The 25086-nt window shown below is 61.3% G+C and carries 29 protein-coding genes and 2 pseudogenes; 21 read left to right on the plus strand and 10 right to left on the minus strand.

Features of this window, described 5'->3' with window-relative positions; all coding sequences use genetic code 11:
• Positions 1-23 precede the first annotated feature (23 nt).
• The 3 genes and pseudogenes from AMK05_RS36205 to AMK05_RS36100 form a co-directional block, all read left to right on the plus strand.
• A pseudogene (locus AMK05_RS36205) lies at positions 24-158 on the plus strand (GNAT family N-acetyltransferase); the annotation flags it as partial.
• Positions 158-607 carry a hypothetical protein gene (locus AMK05_RS13210; protein WP_064839060.1) on the plus strand — a complete coding sequence of 150 codons (450 nt, stop codon included), beginning with the start codon at positions 158-160 and terminating at the stop codon, positions 605-607. The pseudogene AMK05_RS36205 and the gene AMK05_RS13210, both read left to right, overlap by 1 nt.
• 75 nt (positions 608-682) lie before the next feature.
• Positions 683-1065, plus strand: a pseudogene (locus AMK05_RS36100) (GNAT family N-acetyltransferase); the annotation flags it as partial.
• A 15-nt stretch (positions 1066-1080) separates the two neighbouring features.
• Here AMK05_RS36100 and AMK05_RS13220 read toward each other — a convergent pair.
• Positions 1081-1779, minus strand: coding sequence for a hypothetical protein (locus AMK05_RS13220; RefSeq protein WP_064839064.1), 699 nt, complete (start codon positions 1777-1779; stop codon positions 1081-1083).
• Positions 1780-1892: 113 nt separating this feature from the next.
• Positions 1893-2615, minus strand: coding sequence for an SOS response-associated peptidase (locus AMK05_RS13225; protein ID WP_064839066.1), 723 nt, complete (start codon positions 2613-2615; stop codon positions 1893-1895).
• A 259-nt stretch (positions 2616-2874) separates the two neighbouring features.
• Between AMK05_RS13225 and AMK05_RS13230 the strand changes: the two genes are divergently transcribed.
• The 5 genes from AMK05_RS13230 (at position 2875) to dusA (ending at position 8029) form a co-directional block, all read left to right on the plus strand.
• Positions 2875-3261 (plus strand): GNAT family N-acetyltransferase, encoded by a 387-nt coding sequence (locus tag AMK05_RS13230; RefSeq protein ID WP_064839069.1) that lies wholly within the window; start codon positions 2875-2877, stop codon positions 3259-3261.
• A gap of 383 nt (positions 3262-3644) precedes the next feature.
• On the plus strand, positions 3645-5372 hold the full coding sequence (locus AMK05_RS13235; protein WP_064839071.1) for a cadherin domain-containing protein: 1728 nt from the start codon (positions 3645-3647) through the stop codon (positions 5370-5372).
• 183 nt (positions 5373-5555) lie between these two features.
• A complete protein-coding gene (locus AMK05_RS13240; protein ID WP_064839073.1) occupies positions 5556-6023 on the plus strand; it encodes a DUF3828 domain-containing protein in 468 nt (155 codons plus the stop codon).
• Between the two features lie 617 nt (positions 6024-6640).
• Positions 6641-6853: a cold-shock protein gene (locus AMK05_RS13245; protein WP_003540801.1), complete on the plus strand. Its 213-nt coding sequence runs from the start codon at positions 6641-6643 to the stop codon at positions 6851-6853.
• 174 nt (positions 6854-7027) lie between these two features.
• Positions 7028-8029 (plus strand): tRNA dihydrouridine(20/20a) synthase DusA, encoded by a 1002-nt coding sequence (dusA, locus tag AMK05_RS13250; protein ID WP_064839075.1) that lies wholly within the window; start codon positions 7028-7030, stop codon positions 8027-8029.
• A gap of 206 nt (positions 8030-8235) precedes the next feature.
• Here dusA and AMK05_RS13255 read toward each other — a convergent pair whose 3' ends face one another.
• Positions 8236-9147: a S1C family serine protease gene (locus tag AMK05_RS13255; protein ID WP_190237320.1), complete on the minus strand. Its 912-nt coding sequence runs from the start codon at positions 9145-9147 to the stop codon at positions 8236-8238.
• 86 nt (positions 9148-9233) lie between these two features.
• Here AMK05_RS13255 and AMK05_RS13260 point away from each other — a divergent pair, with 86 nt between their 5' ends.
• The 5 genes from AMK05_RS13260 to AMK05_RS13280 all read left to right on the plus strand — a co-directional run bounded on the left by AMK05_RS13260 (position 9234) and on the right by AMK05_RS13280 (position 13404).
• A complete protein-coding gene (locus tag AMK05_RS13260; protein ID WP_082935607.1) occupies positions 9234-10565 on the plus strand; it encodes an IS1182 family transposase in 1332 nt (443 codons plus the stop codon).
• Between the two features lie 543 nt (positions 10566-11108).
• Positions 11109-11945, plus strand: coding sequence for an alpha/beta fold hydrolase (locus tag AMK05_RS13265; protein WP_064839079.1), 837 nt, complete (start codon positions 11109-11111; stop codon positions 11943-11945).
• A gap of 47 nt (positions 11946-11992) precedes the next feature.
• The gene (locus AMK05_RS13270) at positions 11993-12292 is read left to right on the plus strand and encodes a hypothetical protein (RefSeq protein WP_171899725.1); all 300 of its coding nucleotides are present in this window, start codon (positions 11993-11995) and stop codon (positions 12290-12292) included.
• A gap of 208 nt (positions 12293-12500) precedes the next feature.
• The gene (locus tag AMK05_RS33305) at positions 12501-12716 is read left to right on the plus strand and encodes a hypothetical protein (RefSeq protein WP_082935655.1); all 216 of its coding nucleotides are present in this window, start codon (positions 12501-12503) and stop codon (positions 12714-12716) included.
• A 187-nt stretch (positions 12717-12903) separates the two neighbouring features.
• On the plus strand, positions 12904-13404 hold the full coding sequence (locus tag AMK05_RS13280; protein WP_064839083.1) for a BA14K family protein: 501 nt from the start codon (positions 12904-12906) through the stop codon (positions 13402-13404).
• A gap of 266 nt (positions 13405-13670) precedes the next feature.
• Here the strand turns inward: AMK05_RS13280 and AMK05_RS13285 are convergent, their stop codons facing one another.
• The 3 genes from AMK05_RS13285 to AMK05_RS13295 form a co-directional block, all read right to left on the minus strand.
• Positions 13671-14591 carry a DUF3313 domain-containing protein gene (locus AMK05_RS13285; RefSeq protein ID WP_064839085.1) on the minus strand — a complete coding sequence of 307 codons (921 nt, stop codon included), beginning with the start codon at positions 14589-14591 and terminating at the stop codon, positions 13671-13673.
• 176 nt (positions 14592-14767) lie between these two features.
• Positions 14768-16111 (minus strand): sensor histidine kinase, encoded by a 1344-nt coding sequence (locus AMK05_RS13290; protein WP_064839088.1) that lies wholly within the window; start codon positions 16109-16111, stop codon positions 14768-14770.
• Complete coding sequence (locus AMK05_RS13295; RefSeq protein ID WP_064839090.1) at positions 16111-16782, minus strand: response regulator transcription factor; 672 nt, start codon at positions 16780-16782, stop codon at positions 16111-16113. Before AMK05_RS13295 ends, AMK05_RS13290 begins: the two co-directional genes overlap by 1 nt.
• Positions 16783-16920: 138 nt before the next feature.
• Here AMK05_RS13295 and AMK05_RS35215 point away from each other — a divergent pair, with 138 nt between their 5' ends.
• Positions 16921-17067, plus strand: a complete 147-nt coding sequence (locus tag AMK05_RS35215; RefSeq protein WP_171899782.1) for a hypothetical protein — start codon at positions 16921-16923, stop codon at positions 17065-17067.
• A gap of 13 nt (positions 17068-17080) precedes the next feature.
• Here AMK05_RS35215 and AMK05_RS13300 read toward each other — a convergent pair whose 3' ends face one another.
• Positions 17081-17614, minus strand: coding sequence for an NADPH-dependent FMN reductase (locus AMK05_RS13300; protein ID WP_064841365.1), 534 nt, complete (start codon positions 17612-17614; stop codon positions 17081-17083).
• 203 nt (positions 17615-17817) lie between these two features.
• Between AMK05_RS13300 and AMK05_RS13305 the strand changes: the two genes are divergently transcribed.
• Genes AMK05_RS13305 through AMK05_RS13315 form a run of 3 tightly spaced genes read left to right on the plus strand, consistent with a single transcriptional unit; the run spans position 17818 to position 20422 of the window.
• Entirely contained in the window at positions 17818-18819 is a 1002-nt protein-coding gene (locus tag AMK05_RS13305) for an ABC transporter ATP-binding protein (RefSeq protein ID WP_064839092.1), read from the plus strand.
• Entirely contained in the window at positions 18816-19616 is an 801-nt protein-coding gene (locus AMK05_RS13310; protein WP_064839095.1) for an ABC transporter permease, read from the plus strand. Before AMK05_RS13305 ends, AMK05_RS13310 begins: the two co-directional genes overlap by 4 nt.
• A gap of 2 nt (positions 19617-19618) precedes the next feature.
• On the plus strand, positions 19619-20422 hold the full coding sequence (locus AMK05_RS13315) for an ABC transporter permease (RefSeq protein WP_064839097.1): 804 nt from the start codon (positions 19619-19621) through the stop codon (positions 20420-20422).
• A gap of 25 nt (positions 20423-20447) precedes the next feature.
• Here the strand turns inward: AMK05_RS13315 and AMK05_RS13320 are convergent, their stop codons facing one another.
• On the minus strand, positions 20448-20969 hold the full coding sequence (locus AMK05_RS13320) for a winged helix-turn-helix transcriptional regulator (RefSeq protein ID WP_064839100.1): 522 nt from the start codon (positions 20967-20969) through the stop codon (positions 20448-20450).
• A gap of 89 nt (positions 20970-21058) precedes the next feature.
• Here AMK05_RS13320 and AMK05_RS13325 point away from each other — a divergent pair, with 89 nt between their 5' ends.
• The 4 genes from AMK05_RS13325 to AMK05_RS13340 all read left to right on the plus strand — a co-directional run bounded on the left by AMK05_RS13325 (position 21059) and on the right by AMK05_RS13340 (position 23638).
• Positions 21059-21700 carry a dihydrofolate reductase family protein gene (locus tag AMK05_RS13325; protein WP_064841366.1) on the plus strand — a complete coding sequence of 214 codons (642 nt, stop codon included), beginning with the start codon at positions 21059-21061 and terminating at the stop codon, positions 21698-21700.
• Positions 21701-21912: 212 nt separating this feature from the next.
• The gene (locus AMK05_RS13330) at positions 21913-22116 is read left to right on the plus strand and encodes a hypothetical protein (protein ID WP_064841367.1); all 204 of its coding nucleotides are present in this window, start codon (positions 21913-21915) and stop codon (positions 22114-22116) included.
• A 91-nt stretch (positions 22117-22207) separates the two neighbouring features.
• Positions 22208-23050 (plus strand): hypothetical protein, encoded by an 843-nt coding sequence (locus AMK05_RS13335; protein ID WP_237352094.1) that lies wholly within the window; start codon positions 22208-22210, stop codon positions 23048-23050.
• 15 nt (positions 23051-23065) lie between these two features.
• The gene (locus tag AMK05_RS13340; RefSeq protein WP_064839103.1) at positions 23066-23638 is read left to right on the plus strand and encodes a hypothetical protein; all 573 of its coding nucleotides are present in this window, start codon (positions 23066-23068) and stop codon (positions 23636-23638) included.
• A 57-nt stretch (positions 23639-23695) separates the two neighbouring features.
• Here the strand turns inward: AMK05_RS13340 and AMK05_RS35220 are convergent, their stop codons facing one another.
• Positions 23696-23878 (minus strand): hypothetical protein, encoded by a 183-nt coding sequence (locus AMK05_RS35220; RefSeq protein WP_171899783.1) that lies wholly within the window; start codon positions 23876-23878, stop codon positions 23696-23698.
• Between the two features lie 682 nt (positions 23879-24560).
• Positions 24561-25028, minus strand: a complete 468-nt coding sequence (locus AMK05_RS13350; protein WP_064839107.1) for an Lrp/AsnC family transcriptional regulator — start codon at positions 25026-25028, stop codon at positions 24561-24563.
• Positions 25029-25086 lie beyond the last annotated feature (58 nt).

Here is a 25086-nt window from a genome sequence, read left to right on the forward strand (position 1 = left end):
ACTTCATAACCGCGCGACTTCACCCCATCCTATTCCGCAGCCTCGCCCATATCGGCGCCTACCACGACACGCTCATCGGCTTCATCAACGTCGCATGAGATAGCGGTACTCAAACCTTCATCCTCAACACCTCAGTTCATCCGCAACGGAACCAACAATGTCCGACACCATTCTACGCTACGTCCCAGCCGACCCGTCTTGGCAACCCTCCCCGGAAAACGCAAACAAAGCAGTCTCCTTATTGGAAACAATCATCCCCGGGGCGGATGAAGTGAAAGCGAGCTTCGAGAATGAGATCAGGTTCTACGATCCCGGCGAAAACTGGTCCGGCGTGGAGTGCAGCGCCTGCGGCGCAGATGCCGAGGAATGGTGGGGAGAGGCCATGGAGGCGGCTTCCGCCGGTGGGTTTAAAGACCTCAACACCGTGGCCCCTTGCTGCGGCGCCACCGTATCATTGAACGACTTGCGGTATATCTGGCCCGCCGCGTTCGGCCGCTTTGCTCTCGAGGCCCACAATCCAGGCATCGGCGATACCACCGAGGAACAGGATCGGAAAATGGCTGAATGCCTTGGAACGCCGCTGCGGAAAATATGGGGGCAGGTTTAGGTGATATCAGGACGCTCACCAGGGCCTATCGTGCCAGCCGACACACCGCCAGCATGAAGGAAGGAGCCGCCACCCATGCCAGACCTCCGCATTGCCCCCTTCCCCTCGCCCGCCGAACTCACCACACTCTGTCCGCCGCCTGGAACACCGCCCCACCGCGCCTGACTTCTCCCGAATCCTGCCCCGCAGCCTCGCCCATGTCGGCGCCTATCACGACGGCAGCCTCGTCGGCTTCGTCAACGTCGCCTGGAATGGCGGCATTCATGCCTTCATTCTCGACCCCCGCGCTCAGCCCTATATGCGCCCACAAGGCATCGCCAAATAGCTGGTCAGGGAAGCGACGAAAATTGCCCGCGAGCGTGGCGCCAAATAGCTGCATGTCGATTTCGAGCCGCACATGCCCTATCTACCGCGCCCGCCGTTTTCGGCCGACAGAGGCGGGCCTCCTCAAGCCGGCACGCACCTCCGCCCACTCACCCACACCCCGTCCTCCCCGTCCCCGCCGCCAGCGCAAAATAAATCCGCTCCACCCGACAGGCTGCACTCCTGGCGCTCGCCTCGAACCCCGCCGCCGGCCATCCGCGTCGAGGGCTGCCGTCGGCTGCGATCAGCCAGTACCAGCGCTCGTCTGACCCGGTCAGATCGATCTTGAAGATCCGCCCCATGCAGACATCGCCATAGAAGCCGATGAAATCGTCGCCGGGCTTTTCCTTCCAGGAGTGACGCCATCTTCCCCTCGGCGTCTCGCCGCTGATGACCATCTCCCAGCTCTTCCAGCCGTTATAGTCCGATTGCGCCGTCAGCGAGCCATCATAGGGTTTCGGCTCGATCTGCAGGCAGCCTTCCAGAAACTCCGCGACCGAGTTGCAAACAGCCTCCCATGCCTCGTCGCTGTGCCACGTCAGCTTGTATGCGACCTCATCGGAGACATTCTTCAAGGCTGCGGCGACGGTGGAGGCAACACCTTCCCTGCCCACCGGTTCGCCCCGCAACGTAATGCGGAGATAGGTGCAGAGAAATTCCGCCGTATCCCGGGCGATCGGCTCGATGACTTGGAGCTTTCGGCGCTTGCCGACCTCATAGCCGCCGAAATCCCGGATGCGACGCTGCGGCTGTTTGCGAAGGGCATTGTTGAGGAACGACCTTAGGAGCGTTCCGATATCGTCTTGCATGCGTTTCCTCTCCTCATGAGGATGTCTCTGCCGCATGGTTTGTGAGTGGCTCCGCCCGAGCCGGTGAAATCAGAGCAATTCCGGCAAAACCGCCGCACGTCCGGAATTGCTCTTTAGATCAGCGTCGGTGCCGGATCGTCTTCGACCTCTTCGATGATCTCCGGCCTGTCGTTCTTCGGAGAGCCGACGTCCCGGCCGATCTTCCACATCGACATCAGTTCGGAGGGGAAAGGTTGCATCAAATCGTTCGGGTCCGGTTCGGCTGAAAGCCATCTCTCGTAATCGGCGCGATGCAGGATGACGGGCATGCGGTCATGGATCTCCGCCATCATCTCGTTCGGCTCGCAGGTGACGACGGCGAAGTTGCGGATAGACACGCCCTTCTCGTCCGTCCACGTCTCCCAGATGCCGGCGAGCGCAAAAGGCGAGCCGTCCTTCATGGCGATGGCATAGGGCTGCTTGTTCTTGCCGGTCCCGTGAATGTCTTTCCATTCGAAGAAGCCATTGATCGGAATGAGGCAGCGACGCGACCGGTAGGCAGAGCGGAACATGCCGTTGCCGCTGATCCCCTCGCATCGAACGTTGACCGGCGGCGGCCGGCCGCCGGGTTTCGCCCAGGAAGGCATCAGACCCCAGCGCGCGGTAACGAATACAGGCCCCGAAGTATCGGGTTCGCGCACGATATCCCTGATGATAATAGGATAATCTTGCGACGGCGCCCCATTCCAGCGGGGAAAGCGATTTCCCAGCCCGTCGATATCCCCGCCCTTCACTGCAAAGGCGAAATTGCCGATCAATTCTTCAAGCGAAGTTTTGACGAAGATGCGTCCGCACATCGTGCTTCCTGTCGATGGAATATTAGATGTTCCGATTATGTTCTCGGCGGAGACGTCGTCAACGAAGCGTCAGTTGTGACCGTTCAGGAATGCCACTTCGCGGCCATTAGGACACAGAAATGAAGGATGAGAAGTGGGCGGCCTCACATCCAGGCCGGGAGGAGGCCTGCCCCATCAAATCGATCTCATTGCGAAGCAAGCGGAATTGTCAGAAAAACACGTCCGGCAAGCGACGCGACAACCGAATCGGAAACTACCTATGCCCGAACTCCGCATCGACCCCTTCCCCTCGCCCGCCCAACTCAACGCCCTCTGGTCAGCAGCCTGGAGCACGCCGGAAGCGCCGGATTTCTCCCGCATCCTGCCCCGCAGCCTCGCCCATATCTGTGCCTATCACGACGACACGCTGGTCGGCTTCGTCAACGTCGCCTGGGATGGCGGCATTCATGCCTTCATTCTCGACACCTCGGTTCATCCCGACCTGCGCCGGCAGGGGATTGCGACGCGGCTGGTCAGGGAAGCCACGAGGGTTGCGCGGGAGCGCGGCGCTGAGTGGCTGCATGTCGATTTCGAACCGCACCTGACCGGCTTTTACCGGGCCTGCGGATTTCAACCCACCGAGGCGGGGCTCATCGAGCTGGCATGAGACGCCTCGCCGAGGGCGGCCCCGAACAGGCAAGCATCAAGCCCGTGATTGGGCGGACGGCGCGCCGACGGCAATGCCAAAGCAACGCCAGACGAATCCAGTTTTTCCACGCTTATACCGCGAGCTTATGACCGCATAGGAAGGGGTATGAATTAAAAGACTAAAATACCACTTTTGGTTTGCAAATTCAAAGTCCTTCCCCAGTATTTCAGCCTTATTTTTTCGTTAAAAAACCAATAAAAAATCACAATTTTTCATTGAAAACATCACGATTTATTGGCATAGATCCCCGTGGGGTTGTCTTCCGCCGAACCAATTAAACAGTTCTTCCGCGGATTTCCATATTGCAAAGTACAACGCATCTATTGGGGGTAATTTTAAATATGGCCTTGAATATACTGGACACCAACGGCGCCACAGTCACGAAGACCGGCGCCGAGTTCGAAGCGTATGACGTCATCCGCGACTCCGCAGCCAACCCTTCCGCACCTGTCACCCTCGTTGTCTCCGATTCCGGCCTGGCAGATCTGGCCGACGAACTCAGCTCGGTTTCCGCAAATGTGACCGGCTCGAGCGGCGACAACACGATCACGACGGGCGCAGGCAACGACAACATCAATGGCGGTGACGGCGCAGACACGCTGAACGGCGGCGCCGGAAACGATCTGATCCAGGGTGGAGTTGGTAATGACACGCTGAATGGCGGGGACGGCAATGACATGCTTTGGGGCGACGTCGGAAATGACGTCATCAGAGGCGGCACGGGCAACGATACGATCTCCGATGATGACCGCTTCAGCTTTACCCCTGCGGTCTTTAACATCGATGCGGGCGACGGCGACGACGCCATAACGGTGGATACATTTTCTTCACTGAATTCCGGAACGATCGATGGCGGTGCCGGGATCGATACGCTGCAAGCCCCGTCGCTCCAGGGCCTGACGATTAAGAACATCGAAATCCTTGAAACGGCGGGCTCTTGGGTTGCAGGGTCAAGCGCGCAGTTCGAAAGCTTTGACAAGATCGTCTGGTCAACCGATCCGTTCCCTAATTTTAACCCCTCGTTGGCAGTGACGGACAGTGTCCACCTCGATCTTTCCGACGAGTTGGGAGATCGGGGATCTTTCATCCACGGCTATGCCTCCGGCATTGACGTCAAGACCGGTGGCGGCGACGACGAGTTTTTTGGCACCGACGGCAACGACATTTTCGACGGCAATGGCGGCAACGACATCATCAATGGCGAGGCCGGCAACGACAAACTGACCGGCGGCGCAGGCAACGACGCCATTAACGGCGGTGCCGGCATCGACACTGCGGTCTTCTCAGGCAATTTCGCCAATTATTCCTTCGCATCGAACAACGGCGATCACATCCTGACGAGCGCCGCGGAAGGGACGGATACGCTGACAGACGTCGAATTCGCCCGTTTTGCCGATGGCGTCTACAACTTCGCCACGGAAACTTTCACGCTCGACGGCAGCAATACCGCACCGACCAACATCCAGCTCTCGAAAACCGCCCTCTCCGAGGACACCCCGATCTGGACTACGGTCGGCCTGCTGAGCGCCAAGGATGCCGATGGCGACAAGCTTACCTACAAGCTCATCGACGGAGCGGACGATCACTTCCGGATCAACGGCAACCGTATCGTAACGTCAAAGGCATTGGACTACGAGACGGACAAGTCCTACACGATCAAGGTCGCCGTCTCCGACGGCAAGGTCACTGTGGAAAAGGACATCACGATCAACGTCCTCGACGTCAACGAAGCGCCGGTCAACCAGGCGCCGATAAAGCTTTCCTTCTCACGCAGTTCGATCTCCGAGAACGTCGCGATCGGCACCTCGGTCGGCCTTCTCTCGGCCGTCGATCCGGAAGGCGGGGCGGTGAAGTGGCGGCTGACAGATGATGCGGACGGCATCTTCAAGCTCGTCGGCAACAAGATCCAGACCAAGGCAGCGATCGACTTCGAAAGCAACCATAGCCTGACCTTCACCGCTGAAGCCTATGACGCGGCTGGAAATGCCACCAGCCACGACTTCACGATCACCGTGAAGGACGTCTTCGAGCCGTCCTTTTCGAGCCTGTCGCATGAGGCGTTGATCTAATCGCAATATGATCGCCGGTGGACGTAAGATGCGTCACCGGCGATCTCGACAAAAAGGTGGGACTTCCCGCCTGACTACCTCGGCCGAACTTCCTGGCGCTTGCGCGGCCGGCCTTTTCCAAAATGCACCTCCACCTCGACACCGGTTTCGGTTATGATTTCCTCCCGTCCGAGGAGAGCCCGCATGCGCCTGCCCACATTCATCCTGGCCCTTGCCGTCTCAGCACTCGCAGCCTTGCCCGCATCGGCCGAGACCTACAAGACGCCGAAAGCGTTGCTCAAGGCGCTCTACAGTTACAACACCGACAACAGCGATGCCGAGGCGCCCTCGCCTTATTCGATCTTTTTCTCCGACCATCTGAACGAACTCCTCCAGGCCGACCTCGACAACACGCCTGAGGGCGATGTCGGCGCGATCGACTTCGATCCCGTCATTGCGGGCCAGGACGGTAAGGCAAGCGATGTCAGGATTGGCCAGCCGATCTTGCTGGATGACAAGGCCGAAGTGGAGGTGCAGTTCGAAAACGGCGAAGAGGTAACGCTCTTCTACACCCTGGTGCGGCAGCAAGGTGGCTGGAAAGTCGACGATATCGCCAATCAGAAGGGAGATAATCCATGGAGCCTGAGCGCGTTGCTGGGTGATGCACAATAAGCAATGGCCATGGCCTCAAGATCAGCCCTCATGGTGAGGAGGAACCACGAGGGCGGGCGTGGAAACTTCCGATACATTTCGCATGCCCCGCCTCCAGAATCGAAGGCAATGGCCCCGGTGGCAGCCCCGGTCCTTCGAGGCTTCAGCCTTCGGCTTCCGCACCTCACGATGAGGGCTGATTGGTGTACCGACGCAGCAGGCGCCGCCCACGACGCAATCCGCACCGGCCGCCGAATCTGCCTTTCATCCCGTTTCGGCACGCATTCCCGCTATGACACATCAATACAAGGAACCGCTAACTCTCCGTCAAGTATCTGAATCTTCGGCATTTCCTGCCATCGATGCGAGCATGCCAAAAGAATCCCGCTTGCTTTTTGCCCGAAAAGCTGGCACCAATTCACCTACTCGGGCATTTGCATGCCGGTGACTGGACTGATGTGGTAATCCCTTCCGTTTGGAAGGCGGCGCGGGACTACCCGCCTACGTAGACGTTCTTTCCCCGTACGTGACTTCTCCGACTGACCCTTCGTCCCAATCGATCGGGGCGAAAGCTAAAGCCGTCCGCTTCCTCTCGGGGGCGCGGATACTACACAGACTAAGGGAAAAGGACGATCCCAATGGCCACCAAGGGCACCGTAAAATTCTTCAACCAGGACAAGGGTTTTGGTTTCATCACGCCGGACGGCGGCGCAAAGGACGTTTTCGTCCACATCTCTGCGCTGCAGGCTTCTGGCATCCAGTCGCTGCGCGAAGGCCAGCAGGTTACCTTCGACACCGAGCCGGACCGCATGGGCAAAGGCCCGAAGGCCGTCAACATCTCGGCTTCGTAAGTCAGACTTTCCGCTTCGGCGGCATGAACGGCGCTCCGCAAGGGGCGCCGTTTCTGTTTGCGGCCGTCATTTGTCGATAGCACCGGCAAGTGTTATATGCGCGCTTAGTGATACCGCCCCGCGGCGGTGCGGCGCCCTTGCGGCCCCCAGAGAACAACGAATTATGGAACGTCGATGACGCAAAAGAGCCCGATTTTCGCGGTCGCCCCGATGATCGACTGGACGGATCGGCATTGCCGTTATTTCCATCGCCAGATCAGCCGGCAGGCGCTGCTTTATACCGAGATGGTGGTGGCCGATGCGATCATCCACGGTCCGCGCGACCGGCTGCTCGGCCATGACGCAGCGGAACATCCGCTGGCCCTGCAGCTCGGCGGATCGGATCCGGCCAAGCTTGCCGAGGCGGTGAAGATCGCAGAAGCCTACGGCTACGACGAAATCAACCTCAATGTCGGCTGCCCTTCCGACCGGGTGCAGTCGGGCACCTTCGGCGCCTGCCTGATGTTGACGCCGGAGACGGTGGCCGAATGCATCGCGGCGATGAAGAGGGTGGCGACCGTGCCGGTGACCGTGAAATGCCGTATCGGCGTTGACGAGCAGGAGCCGGAACAGGCGCTGCCGGAACTCATCACCCAAGTTCTCGATGCCGGCGCCGACGCGATCTGGATCCATGCCCGCAAAGCTTGGCTGAAGGGCCTGAGCCCCAAGGAAAACCGGGAAATCCCGCCGCTGGACTACGAGATTGTCTACCGGATGAAACAGCGCTGGCCCAATGTCTTCATCGGCATCAACGGCGGCATCCGCACGCTTGATGAAGCCGCCGCCCATCTCGAACATGTCGACGGCGTCATGCTCGGTCGCGCCGCCTACCAGAATGCCGCGATCCTTGCCGAGGTCGACCAGCGCTTCTTCGGCGCCCCCGCTGGGGAGCCGGACTGGGAAAGCCTGCGTGACCGGATGATGGCCTATGCCGAGCGCCACATCGCTGGCGGCGGCCGGCTGCAGCACGTCGCCCGCCACATGGTCGGCCTCTTCACAGGCCTGCCCGGCGCCAGGCGCTACCGCCAGATCCTCTCGACCGATGCAGCCAAAAGCGGCGCCGGGCCGGAAGTGCTGGCGGCAGCCTTTGCGGCCGTCGATTTTGCAGGGACGGAGCAGGACGCAGTCAGCGCCTGACGTCGCGTCATGCCTTCATCGCCACGGCCGCATCGGTGGGTGCCGTCAGCCGTAGTGCTCGTATCCGCCATCTCGGTAAGCACCCGCCCGGCTGGTCCGCGGGCGGAAATAGCGGCAATTCCGATCCGTCCGGTCGATCATCGGGGGCACGAGCACAAACGGAAATGCCGCGTGCGCTTACGGTATCTTACGGAATCTGCATCGGCTTATAACCGCGGCGTTGGCAGCAATATCTTCTTCTCGATCTTGCCGGCCACCGAAAACACCAGAATCTCCGTCTCCTTGCCGATCCTGCTGCCATCCATCGATCGGACGATATCATCGACGCCGCCGACCGGGCTGCCGTCGATCGCGAGAAGATAGTCGCCCTCCTGCAGCCCTCCCTTTGCCGCCGGTCCCTCCGGCTCGACGCGGCGGATGCGGACGGAGGTCGTCTGCACCGTGCCCGCTGCAAGCGCCACCCGGCGCGGCAGCACAATCGTATCGCCAGAAATGCCGATGAAGGCGCGCCTGACCTGACCGTAGCGGAGAATCTCCGACACGACGAAATTGGCGGTATTCGAGGCCACCGCAAAGGCGATGCTCTGCGCGCCCTGGATGACCGCGGTGTTGACGCCGATCACCTCCCCGTTTGAAGACACCAGCGGCCCGCCCGAGTTGCCGGGATTGAGCGCCGCATCGGTCTGGATGACATCCTCCATCAGCCGGCCGCTGGCTGCCCGCATCGACCGGCCGAGCGCCGAGACGATGCCGGCGGTGACGGTCCATTCGAAACCGAGCGGGTTTCCGATCGCGATGGCGATATGACCCCGGCGCAGGCGCTGGGAGTCTCCGAGCTTGGCCCAAGCGCCGGTGCTTGTATTGGCGCGAATGAGGGCGATGTCGGTATCGACATCCCGGCCGAGCACGCGGCCCTCGGTAACGAACCCGTCGGGCGTGGTGATGCGAACGACCTTGGCGTCGTCAACGACATGGCTGTTGGTGATGATCAGGCCGTCGGGCGAGACGGCGAAGCCCGACCCGTGCCCCTGCCGGCCACCCACCCTCTCGATCCGGCTGACGGCCGGCCCGACAGCGTCGACTGCCGCTGCGATCGATTGCGAATAGGCATCGATCAACGCCCCGTCATTCTGAGAGCCTGTGAATGTTTGGTAGCGGAGGCGATTGGATTGTGATTCTGTTGGGTCGTTGATTTGCTTGGGGGATGATGGTGGGCGACGACCTGTTCGAAGGATTGCCGGTGCATGGAGCGCGGCGAAGTGCTCAGGTGGGACGCGGAGCGGCGCGCATGCGTGAGCCGGTGCGCGATCAGATCGAGTTGCGTGCCGTCGATATCGACAGCTTGATCGGCCAGGATCATGCGGTGCGGGTCATTTGGAACTATGTCGAGGGACTGGATCTGAGCACGCTCGAAGATCGGATCAAGGCGCGTGAGCACCGGCCAGGCCATCCACCGATTTCGCCACGGCTTTTGCTGGCGCTGTGGCTCTATGCCAGCAGCGACGGCGTCGGCAGCGCGCGGGCGCTGGAACGGCAGTGCGGGAGCCACGACGTCTATCGCTGGCTGTGCGGCGGTGTCTCGGTGAACTATCACACACTGTCGGATTTTCGGGTTGGTTGCGCCGATTTGCTCGACCGGCTGCTTGCCGAGCATCTGGCGGCGCTTGCCGGTGCCGGCCTCGTCACTCTCGATTGTCTGGCGCAGGATGGCGTGCGGGTCCGGGCAAGCGCGGGTGCGGCCTCGTTCGGCCGCAAAGCGACGCTTGATCGGCATCTTTCCATTGCCGAGGCGGTTGTGGATCAGCTCAAGCACGAGGTCGATGCGCGTTCGGATGCCAGCACTCGGCGCATCGAGGCGGCCAGGGAGCGGGCGGCGCGCGAGCGCGGCGAGCGGCTCAGAGCAGCCCAGGTCGCTCTTGACGAGATCGAGCGCCATCGCCAGGCGCGCGAAGAAAAGCGCGGCAATGGCAAAAAGCCGAAGGAGCCGCGCGCCTCCAGCACGGATGCACAGGCGCGGGTGATGAAGATGGCCGACGGCGGCTTCCGCCCGGGTTATAATGTGCAGGTTGCGAGCACGGCCGGTGAGCAGTTCGTGGTCGGGCTCGAGGTGACCAATGCCGGCTCCGATCGCGGCCTCATGCGGCCGATGCTGGAGCGGTTGCGCGCGCTAAGCGGCCATCTGCCGCGGCGCTATCTCGCCGATGGCGGCTTTGGCAGCGCTGAAGATATCGAGTGGGCGCACGGCGAAGGGGTTGAGGTCTTTTGTCCGCCCACTCAGTCCAAGCACGGAACCGATCCCTTCTTGCCGCGCCGCGGCGACGGTCCGGGTGTGTCGGCCTGGCGGGCCCGCATGGCAAGCGAGGCGGGCAAGGCTCAGTACAAACCCCGATCGATCTGCGAATGCGTCCATGCCCGCTGGCGCAACTGGAATCTGCGACAATTGACGGTGCGCGGCATCGAAAAGGTCCAGGCCGTCGTGCTCTGCTACGCACTCACCAACAATATCTTGCAAGGCCATCGGCTTGCCAAGGGCTGAGCCACTGTCACCACCCAGACACCAACACGCGACCATCCGAACGCAGCGCGCAATCGCCTGACGCTCGACTGCATCGGCCAGCCAAGATCGGCCAAAAACGCGCCGGATTCAAAAGCTTCACAAGCTCTGAGGCGCAATATCCTTGTCCATGTAACCCATGATGTGACCCTCAGACGGCAGTAACGGCCGTCCGCCGCCGGCGAAGCCGTCGCCGTTGCGACGGTTCGCCATTGTGCTGTTGTGGATTAGATGGTTGGGCGTCGACAAGCGTTCAAGTGAGGGCGTCATCCGTCCTCATCCTGAGCGATGAACGCCGCAACTCCGCTCCGCATCCGTGACGCATCGACTAAAAATACCCCTGCCCGTGAATCCTGCTCCAATACAAAATTCTGTTATGTCAATTGAATACAAAGAGCAGCTTGATGAGATCATCGACATATACGAACCTCGCCCCGCGCAGCCGTGCCTATGGCCTTGTCAATCTCGCCGGCAACGACGCAGACTTCTGATCGCATCAATCCAACCCATTAACGGAGTTAAAAGATGAGCACAGTCACCACCAAGGACGGCGTCGAAATCTTCTACAAGGATTGGGGGCCGAAGACTGCCCAGCCGATCATGTTCCATCACGGCTGGCCGCTCTGCTCCGACGACTGGGACGCCCAGATGCTGTTCTTCCTCGACAAGGGCTACCGGGTCGTCGCCCACGACCGGCGCGGCCATGGCCGCTCCACCCAGGTAGGCGACGGCCACGACATGGATCATTACGCCGCCGACGCCGCAGCCGTCGTCGAGCATCTCGATCTCAGGAACGCCGTCCATATCGGCCACTCCACCGGCGGTGGTGAAGCGACCCACTATGTCGCCCGCCATGGCCAGCCGCAGGGCCGCGTCGCCAAGCTCGTCATCATTGGCGCCGTGCCGCCGATCATGCTGAAAACGGATGCCAATCCCGGCGGCCTGCCGATCGAGGTCTTCGACGACCTGCGCAGGCAGCTCGCCGCCAATCGTTCGCAATTCTACCGTGACCTGCCGGCCGGCCCGTTCTACAGCTTCAACCGGCCGGGTGCGAAGGTGTCGGAGCCAGTCATCGACAATTGGTGGCGCCAAGGCATGATCGGCGGCGCCAAGGCCCATTACGACGGCATCAAGGCCTTTTCGGAAACCGACTTCACCGAAGACCTGAAGATCATCACCGTGCCGACTCTGGTCATGCACGGCGACGATGATCAGATCGTGCCGATCGCCGACTCCGCCCTGCTCTCGTCCAAGCTGCTGCAGAACGCCACGCTGAAGGTCTACGAGAAATTTCCCCACGGCATGTGCACCACGCATGCCGACGTCATCAATCCCGACATCCTCGCCTTCATCAAGGGCTGACCGATCAATCCGCCGGGCGCCGATCAGGCGCCCGGCAGTCGGAATGAGTGCGCGGCGAAATCATCGTCGGCCGACTGCAACAAACGAGCGCCGCCCGATCAGGCCGGTCGATTGATGGCCGGTTACGCATTTCGCATGAAACCGTTTTCGCCGATTTGCGTTTAGCGGCCATGAAAAGAGAACGTGAACCCTCATCAAAGGCTTACCGGCAGGATCGTTTCGAAAACACCGAGCGCGCCGCCAAGGAAACCATCGAGGCGGAGCAGCGGGCCCGCCGGGAGAAAACCAAGCGGCTGAAAGAACTGCGCCTGTCGAAGCAAAGCGACAAGGATCCCGCGCCCAGGTAGATCCCACGCTGGCGAGATCTGTCACGCCGCGCCCATCGGCCTGACACAGATCGGCGCCGCGCTCGCTCGCATCTTTCCGGGCGTGCGTGCGCGCGCGCCCCGATTTGTTTTTGAACATCAGACGTTCGCCCATCTTGCAGAGCCAAGATCGCGAAATTATCTTTTTGCCATCGATAGCGATTCACGGCATCGGAAAGGGCAGATTGCGATGTCAGACAAGCTGTTCAGCACGCGTGACGAACCGCTCGCATCCGAAGACCTTGATGTATGCAGGCGTGTCCATGAAGCGTTGTGTCAAGAACTCCAGATTAACCGATCGGAAGAGAAAGCCGCCCGTCTCGGCGCTCTGATCATCGAGCTTTATCGGCAAGGTGTGCATGACGAGACCCAGCTTCGATTGCTGGCCGGCGGCAAACGAGCCTGAGAACACAATCCGCCACACGCTCGAACAGCATCCTCCCAATCTCCGGCAGGACGCCACCGCCGGAGGCCAAGCTATCTCTTACGTTAGCAAACACGCACATAGATTGCTCCTCCTCATCCCAAAATGAAACCAATTGCCTTCCCCAGCGTTATACCCTCGATACTTCCATTGACCCAAGGTGAGTGAAATGAACAGATTCGCCATCATTGCCCTGTCGATAGCGACGGCCTTCTCCGGAATGCCGGCGTCGGCAGGTCCCGTCTTTGTGCCGAGCCCGGCGCAGCAGGCGGCCGCGCAGCCGGTCCCCGGAGGTGGCGAGGCCAGGATCATCACCGTCGGCTGCAATAACTTCACGAACTGCCCTGGCCAGTTTGGTAACAATGACGACTGGTACCGCAAACGCCACCACTACCGCGACCGCAGCTATTATCGGGACCGAGACTACTATCGCGGCGACCGCTATGGCCGGCGCTATGGTCACCGCTACCATCATGACAATACCGGCGCCATCATCGGAGGCTTGGCGGCAGGCGCCCTGATCGGCGGCATCATCGCCTCGCAGCCGCGCGCCTACCGTTCCACCGGCTACAGCTCGCACGCCGAATATTGCTATGCTCGCTATCGGTCGTACCGCGCCTACGACAACACCTACCAGCCGAACTACGGCCCGCGCCGCCAGTGCCGGTAATATCCAGTCCCTGGCCCGGAAGGAAGCCTCGCATGAACATGCGGGGCTTTTTTGCTGCGTATCAGCGCCACGGTGACCTCCTCAATAGCAAGGACGGACGGAGCAAGGCTTGCCGGCCTTTACCCCGTCCGTCCCGTCAGCCCAGGAGTGAAGCACTTTAGGGACTACTTCACTCCGGGAGTGGTTCGCTGCAGGAGTGAGGCACTCCTGCAATGATCCACTTCGGGATGAGTCGCTCCCGGAGTGACGGCACCACTTCCTCGGGGTCAGGGCTGAGCTTTCGGTTGGTAAATGGCGGCCGGTTTCGGCCTCTTCTCCGTCCATTGCGGCGGCGCGCCGTATTTGCCGGCGACCGCGCCAATCAGCCCCGGCTCGCGGCCGAAGGCATCGCAGGCGGCGTATTTCGGTTTTCCGCCGAGCCAGGATTTCATCCGCTGGCCGGAAGGAAGTGAAAGGTCCAGCCCCTTCGGCTCCTTGCGTGCGATCAGCATGCGGGAAAATTCGCTGCTGAACTTCGAGGCAAGGCCATAGGCGTCGCCCACTTCGGAAACGCGCGGCGTGTTTTGCAGCGAGTTTGCCCCGCGCGACCAGACGATCGCCGCCCGCTGCACGCCACCGCTGTCGACGGCCTCCGCTTCGACCGCCAGTCCGCCGAGACCGGCCGGCAGCCGCGGCACGCCGACCGGCAACGCGAAGCCACTGCCGACGGTCACGACCGTGGAAACACCGGCCATTGCCTTGTTGGTCGGCACGATGTCGGTGACCACTGAGCGGATCGTCAGGTCGGCGGGCTCGCCCGGTGCCACTATCCGGTATTTATCGCTGAGCGAGATGCAGAGCGCCCGGTCGAGCGCATTCGACACCATCGTCCGATCATCAGGCGATTTGATCCGGGTCGCGGCGCTGAAGGCAAAGGTCGTCGGCGCGATGACGACCGTCTTCGCCGGCGCAAGTCCCGCTCCGTCGACATAGATGCGCGATTTCTGAAGCTTGCCCTTGGGCGGGCCGAGATTGGAATAGGAAGAAAGCGTGCCCGCTTGCTTCAGCGGCACCGTGCTGCACCCGGCCGCAGCCGCCGCAAGCGCCAGCGGCAGGGCAAGGGATAAAAACTTGGAAATCCGCTTTGAAAAGGATGAAGTGAATGGATTGCTGCGCACTCTGTCTGGCCTCCATCGCCGATAGCGCATAACCCCGAAATCGAGATCGATTTCGGAAAGGATTATGCGCAGTTTATAGTGCTAGAGCGTCCTTAGCGCGTCTGTCGGACGCGCGGCGCTCTAGTTCAGGCAAAAGTGGCGGCCGAGAATTGCCGCAGCATTACATCGTTTCCGGCAGCGTCGGCTGCCGGAAGCAACCCGCATCATCAAAGCCGGATCGTCACCTCGGTGCCGGCGTCGCCGCTCTCGATGCTGACTTCGCCGCCATGGTTTGCGGCGATCTGCTTGACGAGGCTGAGGCCGAGCCCCGCCCCCGTGCTCTTCGGAGTGACGCGATAGAACGGTTCGAACACCAGTTCGCGGTGCTCGGCCGGAATCCCCGGCCCCTCGTCGGCGACGCTGATCCGACCGCCGCCGGAGGCCGACACGGAGACGGTGATCATGCCGCTCCCGCCGCCATGGTCGATGGCATTGCGCACGAGGTTGCTCACCGCCCGCGGCAGCGCCGAGGGGCTGCCCTTGCGCTTCAGGCTCTCGACCTCGCTCTGAAACGAGATCTGGTAGCCGGCGCCGATCGCCAGCGGCGCGAGGTCGGCAACGACGGAGCGGGCAATCTCGACGAGATCGACCATCTCATGGAGATCGGTCGCCTGGTCGTTGCGCTCGAAATCGAGCAGCTGTTCGGCCGTCTCCGCCAGCCGCGCGACGTCGTCGAGCAATCGCCGGCGATCCTGCCCTTCCGGCGTTGCGTCGATCCGGGTCTGCATGATCGCGATCGGCGTCCTCAGCTCGTGCGCCGCATCGATCAGGAAGTGTTGCCGTTTGCGGTACTCGTTCTCCAGCCGGTCGAGCGCCTCGTTGAAGGCGATCACCAGCGGCGCGACCTCCCTCGGAATGCCGTCGAGCGGCAGGCGCGCATCGTAGCGGCGAGCGTCGATTTCCGAGGCCTTGCGGGCAACCTCGCTAACGCTGGCAAGGCCGCGCCCGACGATCCTGGGAACGGCAAGAAAAACCGCCGGCAAGGCGATGGCGAACAGCGGGACGTAGATCGGATAAATCGCGCCCATAAGGGTCAGGACGGGCCAGCCCTTGTCGGCAACGCCGCCGAACAGAACCCTGAGTTCGCCGATCCCGGTCTCCACGTTTTCGACCGAGGCGATCTCGCTCGTGCCGGCCGATCCCCGGATATCGGCCCCTTCGAACAGATAGGTAAGACGCGCAACTTCGTTGTAGGCGGCAGGAATGGTCCCGTAGGATACGAGTGAACCGTTCGTCGTCGCCGCGACATACCAGAGCCCGTCATACTCCTGCTTGAAGGCATCGAGCTCCGGCGTATCCCTTATTTCGAGCCGTCCCTCGGCATCGATCCCAACCGCCGACGCCAGCACGCCGGTGATCTGGTCCTCCAGCGCGACGTTCGGAGAGACGATCGTTGCGCCGTAGAAGCAGAGCCCGATGGTGACAGCCGTCACCACGCCGACGAAGACCAGGCTGAGCTGCCAGCTGAGCCGCCACCAGAGCGAAGGGTTAGGCTTGCATTTTTCGCCCATCATTCTTCCTTCAGGAGATAGCCGACGCCGCGGATATTGTGGATCGAAACCTCGGCGCCAGCCTCGGCAAGCCGCCTGCGCAGCCGCGAAATGTGCGCATCGAGCGCGTTTGACTGGATTTCCTCTTCGTAGTTGTAGACGGCCGCCTCGAGCGTCGCGCGCAGCACGGTCTTCTCCTTGCGCTTGGCAAGAGCCGCCAGCACCAGCAGCTCGCGTCGGGGCAGATCGAGCGGCGCGTCATCGATGGTTACGCTGAGATGTAAGGGATCGATCACCATCCGCCCGGCGGTGATCTTGAGTTCGGCAAGGTTCGGCGGCCGCCGCAGCACGGCTCTCAGCCGCGCCATCAGTTCCTCCACCAGAAACGGCTTGCCGAGATAGTCGTCGGAGCCGAGATCGAGCCCTTGCACCCGCTCCTTCGGCTCATTCAGCGCCGTCAGCACGATGATCGGCGTGTCCTTGCCCGTCCGCCTCAGCTGCGGAATGAAGCTCAACCCCTCTCCATCGGGCAGGCGCCGGTCGAGCAGGATCGCGTCATAGAGGTTCTGCCGCGTCAGCTCGACGGCATCGGCCAGATGCATCGTGTGGTCGGTGACGATCCCATGTTTGCCGAGCGCTGCCGACAGCGCCTCGGCCAGCTCCCTCTCGTCTTCTATCAACAATATCCGCATCGCCCGCCTACTCTCTCAACTTTCCCACTCTCCGCCACAAGGGTTGCGGCAGCATTGCGGAGCTTGCAAGGCGCCGGTCATGCTGCCGCAATTGTCGAGGTCCACCACAAAGACTATCCGCGGCATTTGGAGATCGAGATGATCCGACCTATCCTCCGTTTCCTCACGAGACACGTCCTCTCGGCCTTCATCCTCGCCGCGCTGCTCGCAGCCCCGCTGGTGATACTGCACACGCTTGACGGAAAAGCAGGGGGCGGGAGCGGCCTGGTGATGGAGCTCCGATGACCGCGCAAGTCTCCTAGCCGGCTGCCTCGCAATAGGCCGAGAAGGCCTGAAGATAGGCCTGCACCCTCGAACGGTTCTCCGCCGTCTCGACCGCCCGCAACACCTCGGCCGGTTCCAGCTTCATCAGAGGAAGCCGGAGGAAGATATCCTCGGCGAACCGATCGGTGATGGTGGCAAGGATGGTGCGCAGACCGGCGAGCATATCATCGCCCCGATGCGATGCGTGCAGCAGCGCGACGGGCTTGTGAACGATCTGCTCTCCCGACACCAGCCAGTCGATCGCATTCTTGAGGCCGCCGGGGATGGATCGCACATATTCCGGGCTGGCAATGATTACCCCGTCACTCCCAGTGATCATTGCGACGAAATCCCGCACCGCCGCCGGCAGAGCTTCCCCCTCGAGATCCGGTGAGAACACCGGCAAACCTCCCACGCCATCGAAGATCGCAATCTCGATCTCACGTGGCGCGACGGCGCTGACTGCCCGCAGCATGGCCGTATTGGTGGAATTGCGCCGAGCGCTGCCGGATATTGCGAGAATCTTCATGACCCTAACAGCGATCGATTGATCATGGCTGTCAACGCAAAAGCCGGCGCCGCCGCGCGTCTTTTCAGAAAGACAGAACACGCTGCAGGGCTTTGAACTGCCCGATTGAGTGATCGGCAAAAGCGACTTTTGCTTGCACTCGCCGAGCCCGGCGTTAGCCTGCGTTCCAATCCTCACAGCTGCCGAATTGGCGGGAAATACATATGACGGCTTTGATCGAGGCACGCGGCGTCAGCAAGCGCTTCCGGCAGCACAAGAGATTTCCAGGCCTGCTCGGCGCCCTGAAGACGCTGGTGACCAGCGAATATAACGAAGTCCTGGCCGTTTCCGACATCGATTTCGACGTCGATGCCGGCGAAGCCGTCGGTTATCTCGGCCCCAATGGTGCCGGCAAATCCACCATGATCAAGATGATGACCGGCATCCTGGTGCCGAGCGCCGGCACGCTCTCCGTGCTCGGCCGCACGCCGCATCTGAAAAGGATGGACAATGCGCGCGAGATCGGCGTCGTCTTCGGCCAGCGCAGCCAGCTGTGGTGGGATCTGCCGCTGGTCGACAGTTTCACCCTGCACCAGCGCATCTACGATATCCCGCCCACCCGCTGTGCGGACAATCTCCGGCGTTTCAGCGAGCTGCTCGACCTCACGCCTTTTCTCGACCGCGCGGTGCGTCAGCTCAGCCTCGGCCAGCGCATGCGCGCCGAGATCGTCATGTCGCTGCTGCACGATCCGAAGATCCTCTTTCTCGACGAACCGACGATCGGGCTCGACGTGGTCGCCAAGGATGCGGTGCGACGGTTTCTCGCCGAGATCAACCGCGAGCGCGGCGTCACCATCATCCTCACCACCCATGATCTGCAGGACATCGAAACCATCTGCCCACGGCTGATCATGGTCGATCATTCGAGGCTGATCTTCGACGGCGAATTGAGGAGCCTGCGCTCTGCCTTAGGCTCGGCCCGGCGGCTGACCCTTGAATTTGCCAGCGACCCCGGGCCGCTGCCGCTGAGCACCGCTTCGCTCGTCAGCGACGAGGGCCTGCGCAAGAACTATCTGATCGAACGCGAAGACGTTTCGCTGGTCAGGATCCTGTCGGAGGTCGGAAGCGACCGCGGCCTCAAGGATGTGGCGCTGCACGAGCCCGACATCGAAGAGGTCATCCGCACCTTCTACCAGGGCCGCAACGCCAGGGCGCGGGCGTCATGAGCGTCTATTCCGCCTTCGCGCGCAGCGCTTTCCATTCCCAGCTCGCCTACCGCAACGAGGTGTGGGCCAACATCTTCGGCAAACTGGTACAGGTCATCGCCCGCGTCGCCATCTGGCAGGCAGCCTATGCCGGCGTCGGTGCAACGGTGGTCGGCGGCGTCTCGCTGCAGCAGATGGTGACCTATGCGCTGCTCGGCGGGGCCGTGATGGGCGCCACCCGCCCCGAAAGGATCATCAACGAGATCGGCCGGTCGCTGAAGACGGGGGACGTCGCCGTCTGGCTGCTGAAGCCCATCTTCTATCCGCTCTACATTTTCGCCAATGAATGCGGAAGTTTCGGCTATCGCCTGATGACGCAGGTCATCCCGACCGTCGCCGTCACGGCGATGTTCTACGGCATGCTGCCGCCGGCAAGCCTATTCGACGGCGCCATGTTCATCGTCTTCTGGATGCTTTCCGTCATCCTGCTGTCCCTGATGTCGATGTTCTGCGGCCTCATCGCCTTCTGGCTGATGACGAGCTTCTCGCTAGACTGGGTCCTCGGCGCCCTGCTGCAATTGTTCTCCGGCCTGCTGGTGCCCTTCTGGTTCTTCCCCGAGCCGCTGGCGACGATCGCCCGCCACCTGCCTTTCGCCTGGGTGGTCTATTATCCCAATGCGGTCTATCTCGGCCGGCTTTCGGCTGCCGACACCTGGTTTCATCTCGGCCTCGGTCTCGGCTGGGCCGGATTGTTCCTCCTCGGCGTCCTTTGGCTCTGGCGCTCAGCTTCGACCCGCATCACCGTGCAGGGAGGCTGATCATGCTCCTCCATCACCTCCGCGTCATCCCGTTGCTGGTGCGCATGCATATCCGCTCGCAGATGGAATATCGCGGTGCCTTCTGGCTCGATCGCCTTGCACAGATCCTCTCCTATGGCAGCGTTTTCGCCACCATCGGCATCCTGCTTGCCCGCTTCGATACGTTGGGAGGCTGGAGCTGGCCGGAGCTCGCGCTGCTCTACAGCTTCCAACTGCTGGCCTACTCCCTCGGTGCTGCGATGAGCTTCACGCAGCTTCGCGATCTTGAGGAATTGGTGCGTCTCGGCACTTACGATGCGCTGCTGGTCAAGCCGTTCAGCCCCTGGGTCTATCTGATCTTTTCCGGTCTCAATATCGGCTATGCCGGCCACATCATCCTTGCCGTGCCGCTGCTCGGCTGGGCGGTTTTCTCTGTCGATTTCGCCTGGTCGGTCCCTTCAGCCCTGTTCCTCGTCGCCGCGCTTTTCAGCGCCACGCTGCTGACCGCCGCCCTCATCACCATGATCGGCGCCACCGCGCTGATCTGGGTGCGCTCCAACCATCTGTTCTCGATCTTCTTCGGCTTCTGGGAACTGATGCGCTACCCTCTCAACATCTTTCCCGGCAGCATCCAGATCACCCTCCTCACCGCCGTTCCGCTGGCGCTGACCAGTTCGGTTCCCGTCGCCGCCCTGCTCGGCAAACCCGTCCCGATCCTTGGCGACTGGGCCGGCCCAGCGGCGCTGGCGGCCGGCCCGGTCTGGGTGCTGATCGCAATGGTGTATTGGCGCTACGCCACCGGCAAATACCAGGGCGCCGGCGGCTGATGGGCCCGGCTGATCTCGCTTGATATCAGCATGCCGGCGCCGACGATTTGGCGCGAACCTCGAGGAACGCCGCCGTCAACCTCGCCAGCACCGCGGATAGACGCGTGCCGTTGGCTCCGCCGATCGGATCGACGATATGGATTTGCCGGAGATCCTCCATGAATTCCTCCCACATCGGCGGCCCGCCTTCTTCGAGAAGCTCGGCGCGGATGCTCAGTTCCTCGCTGACAGGCAGATGGCGCCGCCCCCAGGCGCCGATCATGGCGAAGACGGGAACGAGCTGGATCGCCGGCTCCGCCAGGCTGTAGATCGCTTTCTGGCTGTGGCTCGGATCATCCCGCTTACTGATGAATTCCAGCGAGAGCAGGCGCTTCAACCTGGCGGCCAGGATGTTGGAGGCGATCCCCTCTTCCGAATGGGTCAGAAGATCGCGGAAATGGCGGCGGTTGCCGAACATGATGTCGCGGATGATAATGAGGCTCCACCGGTCGCCCAGCACCTCCATCGTCAGGTTGATCGGGCAGCCCGAGCGCCGTTCGATATCCACCAAGCATCTCCATCAAAAACTGGTTGCAATATAGGAGCGCTTATGCAACAAAGCAACCAGTTTCAATTTGAAATCAGATGGAGGAAAGCATGTCCAAAGTGCGTGTCGCAGGGTTTTCCGTTTCCGTGGATGGTTTCGGCGCGGGTCCGGAACAAAGCATGCAAGATCCGCTCGGCAAGCGGGGGCCGGAGATGTTCCAATGGTTTTTCCATACCCGCACTTTCCGCGCCATGCAGGGAAAGGACGACGGTTCGCAAGGGATCGACGAGGATTATGCCGCCCGCGGCATGGCCAATTTCGGCGCCTTCATTCTCGGGCGCAACATGTTCGGCCCTATCCGCGGCAATTGGCCGGATGATGCCTGGAAGGGCTGGTGGGGGCCGAATCCGCCGTACCACGCGCCAACCTTCATCCTGACGCACTATCCCCGCGAACCAATCGTCATGGAAGGCGGCACGACCTTCCACTTCGTCACCGGCGGTATCGAGGAGGCACTCGCCAAGGCGAAGGCCGCGGCCGGCAGCGGGGACGTGAAGATCGGCGGCGGGGTCAGCACCGTCCGCCAGTATCTGCAGGCTGGCCTGATCGACGAACTGCATTTCGCCGTCTCACCCGTCGTGCTCGGCAAGGGGGAAGCGATGTTTGCAGGCATCGACCTGCCGGCCCTCGGCTTCCGCGTCGCCGAGCATGTCGCCACCGAACATGCCACACATATCGTGCTGGCAAAATAAGCCAGCCGCCTGCCGCGGGATGCCGGCGGCAATGGGATGCGGCAATGGGATGATGACCGGGAAGCGCGGGCAACCGGGCCTGCGCCGTACGCTGAAAAAATAGCGGTGGTGTTGCCGGGGAATGAGCGTAGAGTGAATGCCATCGGCCCATCGGCATCGGCACGACCGCTTGAGAGACTATAGTGCTCTTGCCGCTTACGGAGGGCGCGACCATGCTCCTATCGCTCATCTCTCTCAACGATGATGAAATAACGATCGTCACCGATGCCGTCCGGCAATGGTGCGGCGAGAGGAAGCTCGACATCGACAGCATCGAAGGGCGCCGCGCCATCACTATTGCCGTCGATCTCGTCCAGATGAACACTCGCCGCGACAGGCTTTTTGCCGAACTGTCGAAGCAGTTGGCCCACCAGTAGGATCCGGCATCGATCCCTCGAAGCCAACGCACCAGCCGCACTTGGCGGCTGCGTCGAGACGTCTTGCGGATCACCATCCCCTCGCCTATGGATGGCAATGTCCCGCAAGGCCTCTCTTCCCGTGTTCCGTTTTGCTCTCCACATCCTGATCGTTCTCATTCTGACGGTGCTCACGCAGATCGGCGGCGTCGCCTATCTCATCGCGCTGGCCGCGTCCCGCGCCTGGGGCATCCGTCGCTTTCCGGCGAAACTTGCCATCTTCCTGCTTTGTTATGCCGGTGCGACATTTGCCGCGGGTCTCGCAGCCCCGATGTTCGGGCGGGTTCCCCTCTCCTGCATATCGGGCGCCACGGACAGGCTGGTGGTCCGCTCCCCGATCTATTGCCTGCTGAACCGCAACTATGTCACGCCCGACCTGCGCGATCTGGCAAAAGCGCTTGCCGCCCATATGGACGAGAAATTTCCCGGTACCGTCACCGTCGCGCTGGATGCGAATTTCCCCTTCGTGAACGGCTTTCCGCTGCTGCCGCATCTGTCGCATGCCGACGGCAAAAAGCTCGACTTCGCCTATTATTACAAGAATGCGGACGGCGCCTTCCTGAATGGTGCCACCCGCTCCCCGATCGGCTATTTCGCCTTCGAAGAGCCGGCGCCGGGCGATGAACTGCCATGTGAAGGACGCAACGACTGGTTGACCACGCGCTGGGATTTCGACGCGCTGCAGCCATTGTTTCCGGCCTATGGCATCGAGGAGCAGCGCACATCGGCCGCGGTCGCCTGGCTGACCAGCGAAGGTGTGACGCGCTTCGGCCTGCAGAAAATCTTCATCGAGCCGCATCTGAAGAACGCGCTTGGCATTACCGACAGCCATGTCCGCTTCCAAGGCTGCCGCGCCGCCCGTCACGACGACCATATCCATATCCAGATTGAATGAGGGAGCTTGCTCCGTATGAATATTTTCATTCTGCTGATCGGTTTTCCAGGCGTCGGCAAACTCGCGATCGCCAAAGAATTAAGTCTGCTTTTCCCCGCAAAGATTATCGACAATCACTGGTTCAACAACCCGATACTGCGCCTCCTGGATGACGACGGAACGTCTCCCCTCCCGGAAGGAATATGGGAATACACCGGAAGAGTTCGGCAAGCCGTCTTGGATGCGATCGTCGCCTACAGCGCGCCCTCGGCAAATTTCATCTTCACGCATGCCGGGATTGAAGGAGATCAGCGAAGCATCCGCACGTTTCAGCAAATTGCTGCCGCAGCAGAACAACGCCAAGCCTTGCTGGTCCCCGTGCGGTTGCTCTGCGACGAAGACGAGTTGGCACGCCGGATTTCGACACCGGCACGCCGTGCCCACCTGAAATCCATAGATGTGGAAGCTTCGAGAAAACGCAGCCGACAAGCGTGCGTTCTCGATCCCCAACATCAAAACACCCTCGTCCTGGACGTAACCTGGGCATCACCACAAGAAAGCGCGGCCGCCATTCGGATTCATGTTTTGAGCGCCGTAGGCAATCCCTGACGTCGTTACTTCCCAGCCCAGCGATAGCGAATCCGCCGTGAATAAGCGGGTGCTGCTTCAAATTCCCAGGACGGGCAAGACTTCCGCCCCGTCAGGGAATTCCCACGTCAGCTTCGGAACTAGGTTAGTTGCATAGGCAGCCAGCGACACCGGCAGTCCAAGGCCATAGGCATGGCAGAGAGAGCTGCGTTGCGCCACCAGCAGATATTTGCGATGTCCTGAAAGATTCATACTTTTCAAGAGAGCCTCGAATGGAAGTAGGCATGATCTGTCTGACGCTTTTGCCCTTTGCAGCAATTTTCATCGCGGCGCTGATAATGGGGCAAGGCAGCAGGTTATGGATATCAATTGCAATCGCCAGCTCAGCCTTGGTGGTTGGAGCGCTTTGCCTGTATGACAATGCCGTAAGAGCCTCTTGTGAAATTAGCGAGAGCGAGTGTGTGGGTGCGACCGCAACTGCTTGGCTCATCGCCTTCGTATGGAGTGCTCCCACGCTTGGATTCGTTCTCAGGCTTGTGGCGCAAATTCGTTCCCATGGCAGAGGCAAGGACGGGGCTAGGCGAGGATTGGCAGAGCACCCTCTACCGATCGAACGGAACGGCCCTTAACCCGGATGCGTCTCATTATTGGCGCGCTGCGCCGCAAAGATGGCGCCTATATTCTTCTCAGCCAATGGGCACGATCCCAGCGACTTCAACGCATAATCCACAGCCGGCAGTTTCCATGGAGGGGCGCGTCCAGCCACCCGCCCTCCTCCTTCGAGCTCCAGCCTTCGGCCCGCGCACCTCTGGATGAGGGCTGATCGGCGGCATCCAGTAGTTCCCTGTCCCAGGCATACCCCTATCCGGCCTCATTCTGAGGTGTCCCGAAGGGGCCTCGAAGGACGAGACTGGCCACGCGCCGGTGCACAAGCTACACGCGCCTACCGCAGCGGCAGCTCGTAGCTCCGCTTCAGCGTTTCCATCGGCACGTCGGTCTTGACGCTGAGGACGCTCGGAATGCGCGTCAAGTGGTCGGCCTGGAAACGCCAATAGCTGTGAAGATCGGCGGTGACGATGCGCAGCACGGCGTCGCACTCGCCCGTCGTCAGATAGCATTCCATCACCTCTGGAAACCGCCTGACGGCCTCGGCGAAGCGCAGGGTGACCTCGGCATCCTGGGTCTTGAACCACACGCGAGCAAAAACCGTTAGTCCCGCCCCGACCTTCGCGGGGTCCAGCACGGCAACATAGCGATCGATGATCCCCGCCTCTTCCAGGAGCCGCACGCGGCGCAGACAGGGCGAAGGCGACAGCCCCACTTCCTTTGCCAGCTCGACATTCGAAATGCGCCCGTCGCGCTGGAGCACGCGCAGGATATGGCGATCGATCGCATCGAGGACAGCCGGCATTTTATAGCTCCAAGCTCTTCTGCAGTGGCATAATATGCCAAACATTCGCAATTTTAAG

Origin of the sequence: Rhizobium sp. N324 (genome assembly GCF_001664485.1) — a bacterium.
Lineage (GTDB): Bacteria > Pseudomonadota > Alphaproteobacteria > Rhizobiales > Rhizobiaceae > Rhizobium.

What these genes read in the sequence shown, in the direction of transcription:
- AMK05_RS13210 (WP_064839060.1), top strand. Translation starts at nt 158, where the DNA reads ATGTCCGACACCATTCTACGCTACGTCCCAGCCGACCCGTCTTGGCAA.
- AMK05_RS13220 (WP_064839064.1), bottom strand. Translation starts at nt 1,779, where the DNA reads ATGCAAGACGATATCGGAACGCTCCTAAGGTCGTTCCTCAACAATGCC.
- AMK05_RS13225 (WP_064839066.1), bottom strand. Translation starts at nt 2,615, where the DNA reads ATGTGCGGACGCATCTTCGTCAAAACTTCGCTTGAAGAATTGATCGGC.
- AMK05_RS13230 (WP_064839069.1), top strand. Translation starts at nt 2,875, where the DNA reads ATGCCCGAACTCCGCATCGACCCCTTCCCCTCGCCCGCCCAACTCAAC.
- AMK05_RS13235 (WP_064839071.1), top strand. Translation starts at nt 3,645, where the DNA reads ATGGCCTTGAATATACTGGACACCAACGGCGCCACAGTCACGAAGACC.
- AMK05_RS13240 (WP_064839073.1), top strand. Translation starts at nt 5,556, where the DNA reads ATGCGCCTGCCCACATTCATCCTGGCCCTTGCCGTCTCAGCACTCGCA.
- AMK05_RS13245 (WP_003540801.1), top strand. Translation starts at nt 6,641, where the DNA reads ATGGCCACCAAGGGCACCGTAAAATTCTTCAACCAGGACAAGGGTTTT.
- dusA (WP_064839075.1), top strand. Translation starts at nt 7,028, where the DNA reads ATGACGCAAAAGAGCCCGATTTTCGCGGTCGCCCCGATGATCGACTGG.
- AMK05_RS13260 (WP_082935607.1), top strand. Translation starts at nt 9,234, where the DNA reads ATGATGGTGGGCGACGACCTGTTCGAAGGATTGCCGGTGCATGGAGCG.
- AMK05_RS13265 (WP_064839079.1), top strand. Translation starts at nt 11,109, where the DNA reads ATGAGCACAGTCACCACCAAGGACGGCGTCGAAATCTTCTACAAGGAT.
- AMK05_RS33305 (WP_082935655.1), top strand. Translation starts at nt 12,501, where the DNA reads ATGTCAGACAAGCTGTTCAGCACGCGTGACGAACCGCTCGCATCCGAA.
- AMK05_RS13280 (WP_064839083.1), top strand. Translation starts at nt 12,904, where the DNA reads ATGAACAGATTCGCCATCATTGCCCTGTCGATAGCGACGGCCTTCTCC.
- AMK05_RS13285 (WP_064839085.1), bottom strand. Translation starts at nt 14,591, where the DNA reads ATGCGCTATCGGCGATGGAGGCCAGACAGAGTGCGCAGCAATCCATTC.
- AMK05_RS13290 (WP_064839088.1), bottom strand. Translation starts at nt 16,111, where the DNA reads ATGGGCGAAAAATGCAAGCCTAACCCTTCGCTCTGGTGGCGGCTCAGC.
- AMK05_RS13295 (WP_064839090.1), bottom strand. Translation starts at nt 16,782, where the DNA reads ATGCGGATATTGTTGATAGAAGACGAGAGGGAGCTGGCCGAGGCGCTG.
- AMK05_RS35215 (WP_171899782.1), top strand. Translation starts at nt 16,921, where the DNA reads ATGATCCGACCTATCCTCCGTTTCCTCACGAGACACGTCCTCTCGGCC.
- AMK05_RS13300 (WP_064841365.1), bottom strand. Translation starts at nt 17,614, where the DNA reads ATGAAGATTCTCGCAATATCCGGCAGCGCTCGGCGCAATTCCACCAAT.
- AMK05_RS13305 (WP_064839092.1), top strand. Translation starts at nt 17,818, where the DNA reads ATGACGGCTTTGATCGAGGCACGCGGCGTCAGCAAGCGCTTCCGGCAG.
- AMK05_RS13310 (WP_064839095.1), top strand. Translation starts at nt 18,816, where the DNA reads ATGAGCGTCTATTCCGCCTTCGCGCGCAGCGCTTTCCATTCCCAGCTC.
- AMK05_RS13315 (WP_064839097.1), top strand. Translation starts at nt 19,619, where the DNA reads ATGCTCCTCCATCACCTCCGCGTCATCCCGTTGCTGGTGCGCATGCAT.
- AMK05_RS13325 (WP_064841366.1), top strand. Translation starts at nt 21,059, where the DNA reads ATGTCCAAAGTGCGTGTCGCAGGGTTTTCCGTTTCCGTGGATGGTTTC.
- AMK05_RS13330 (WP_064841367.1), top strand. Translation starts at nt 21,913, where the DNA reads ATGCTCCTATCGCTCATCTCTCTCAACGATGATGAAATAACGATCGTC.
- AMK05_RS13335 (WP_237352094.1), top strand. Translation starts at nt 22,208, where the DNA reads ATGGCAATGTCCCGCAAGGCCTCTCTTCCCGTGTTCCGTTTTGCTCTC.
- AMK05_RS13340 (WP_064839103.1), top strand. Translation starts at nt 23,066, where the DNA reads ATGAATATTTTCATTCTGCTGATCGGTTTTCCAGGCGTCGGCAAACTC.
- AMK05_RS13350 (WP_064839107.1), bottom strand. Translation starts at nt 25,028, where the DNA reads ATGCCGGCTGTCCTCGATGCGATCGATCGCCATATCCTGCGCGTGCTC.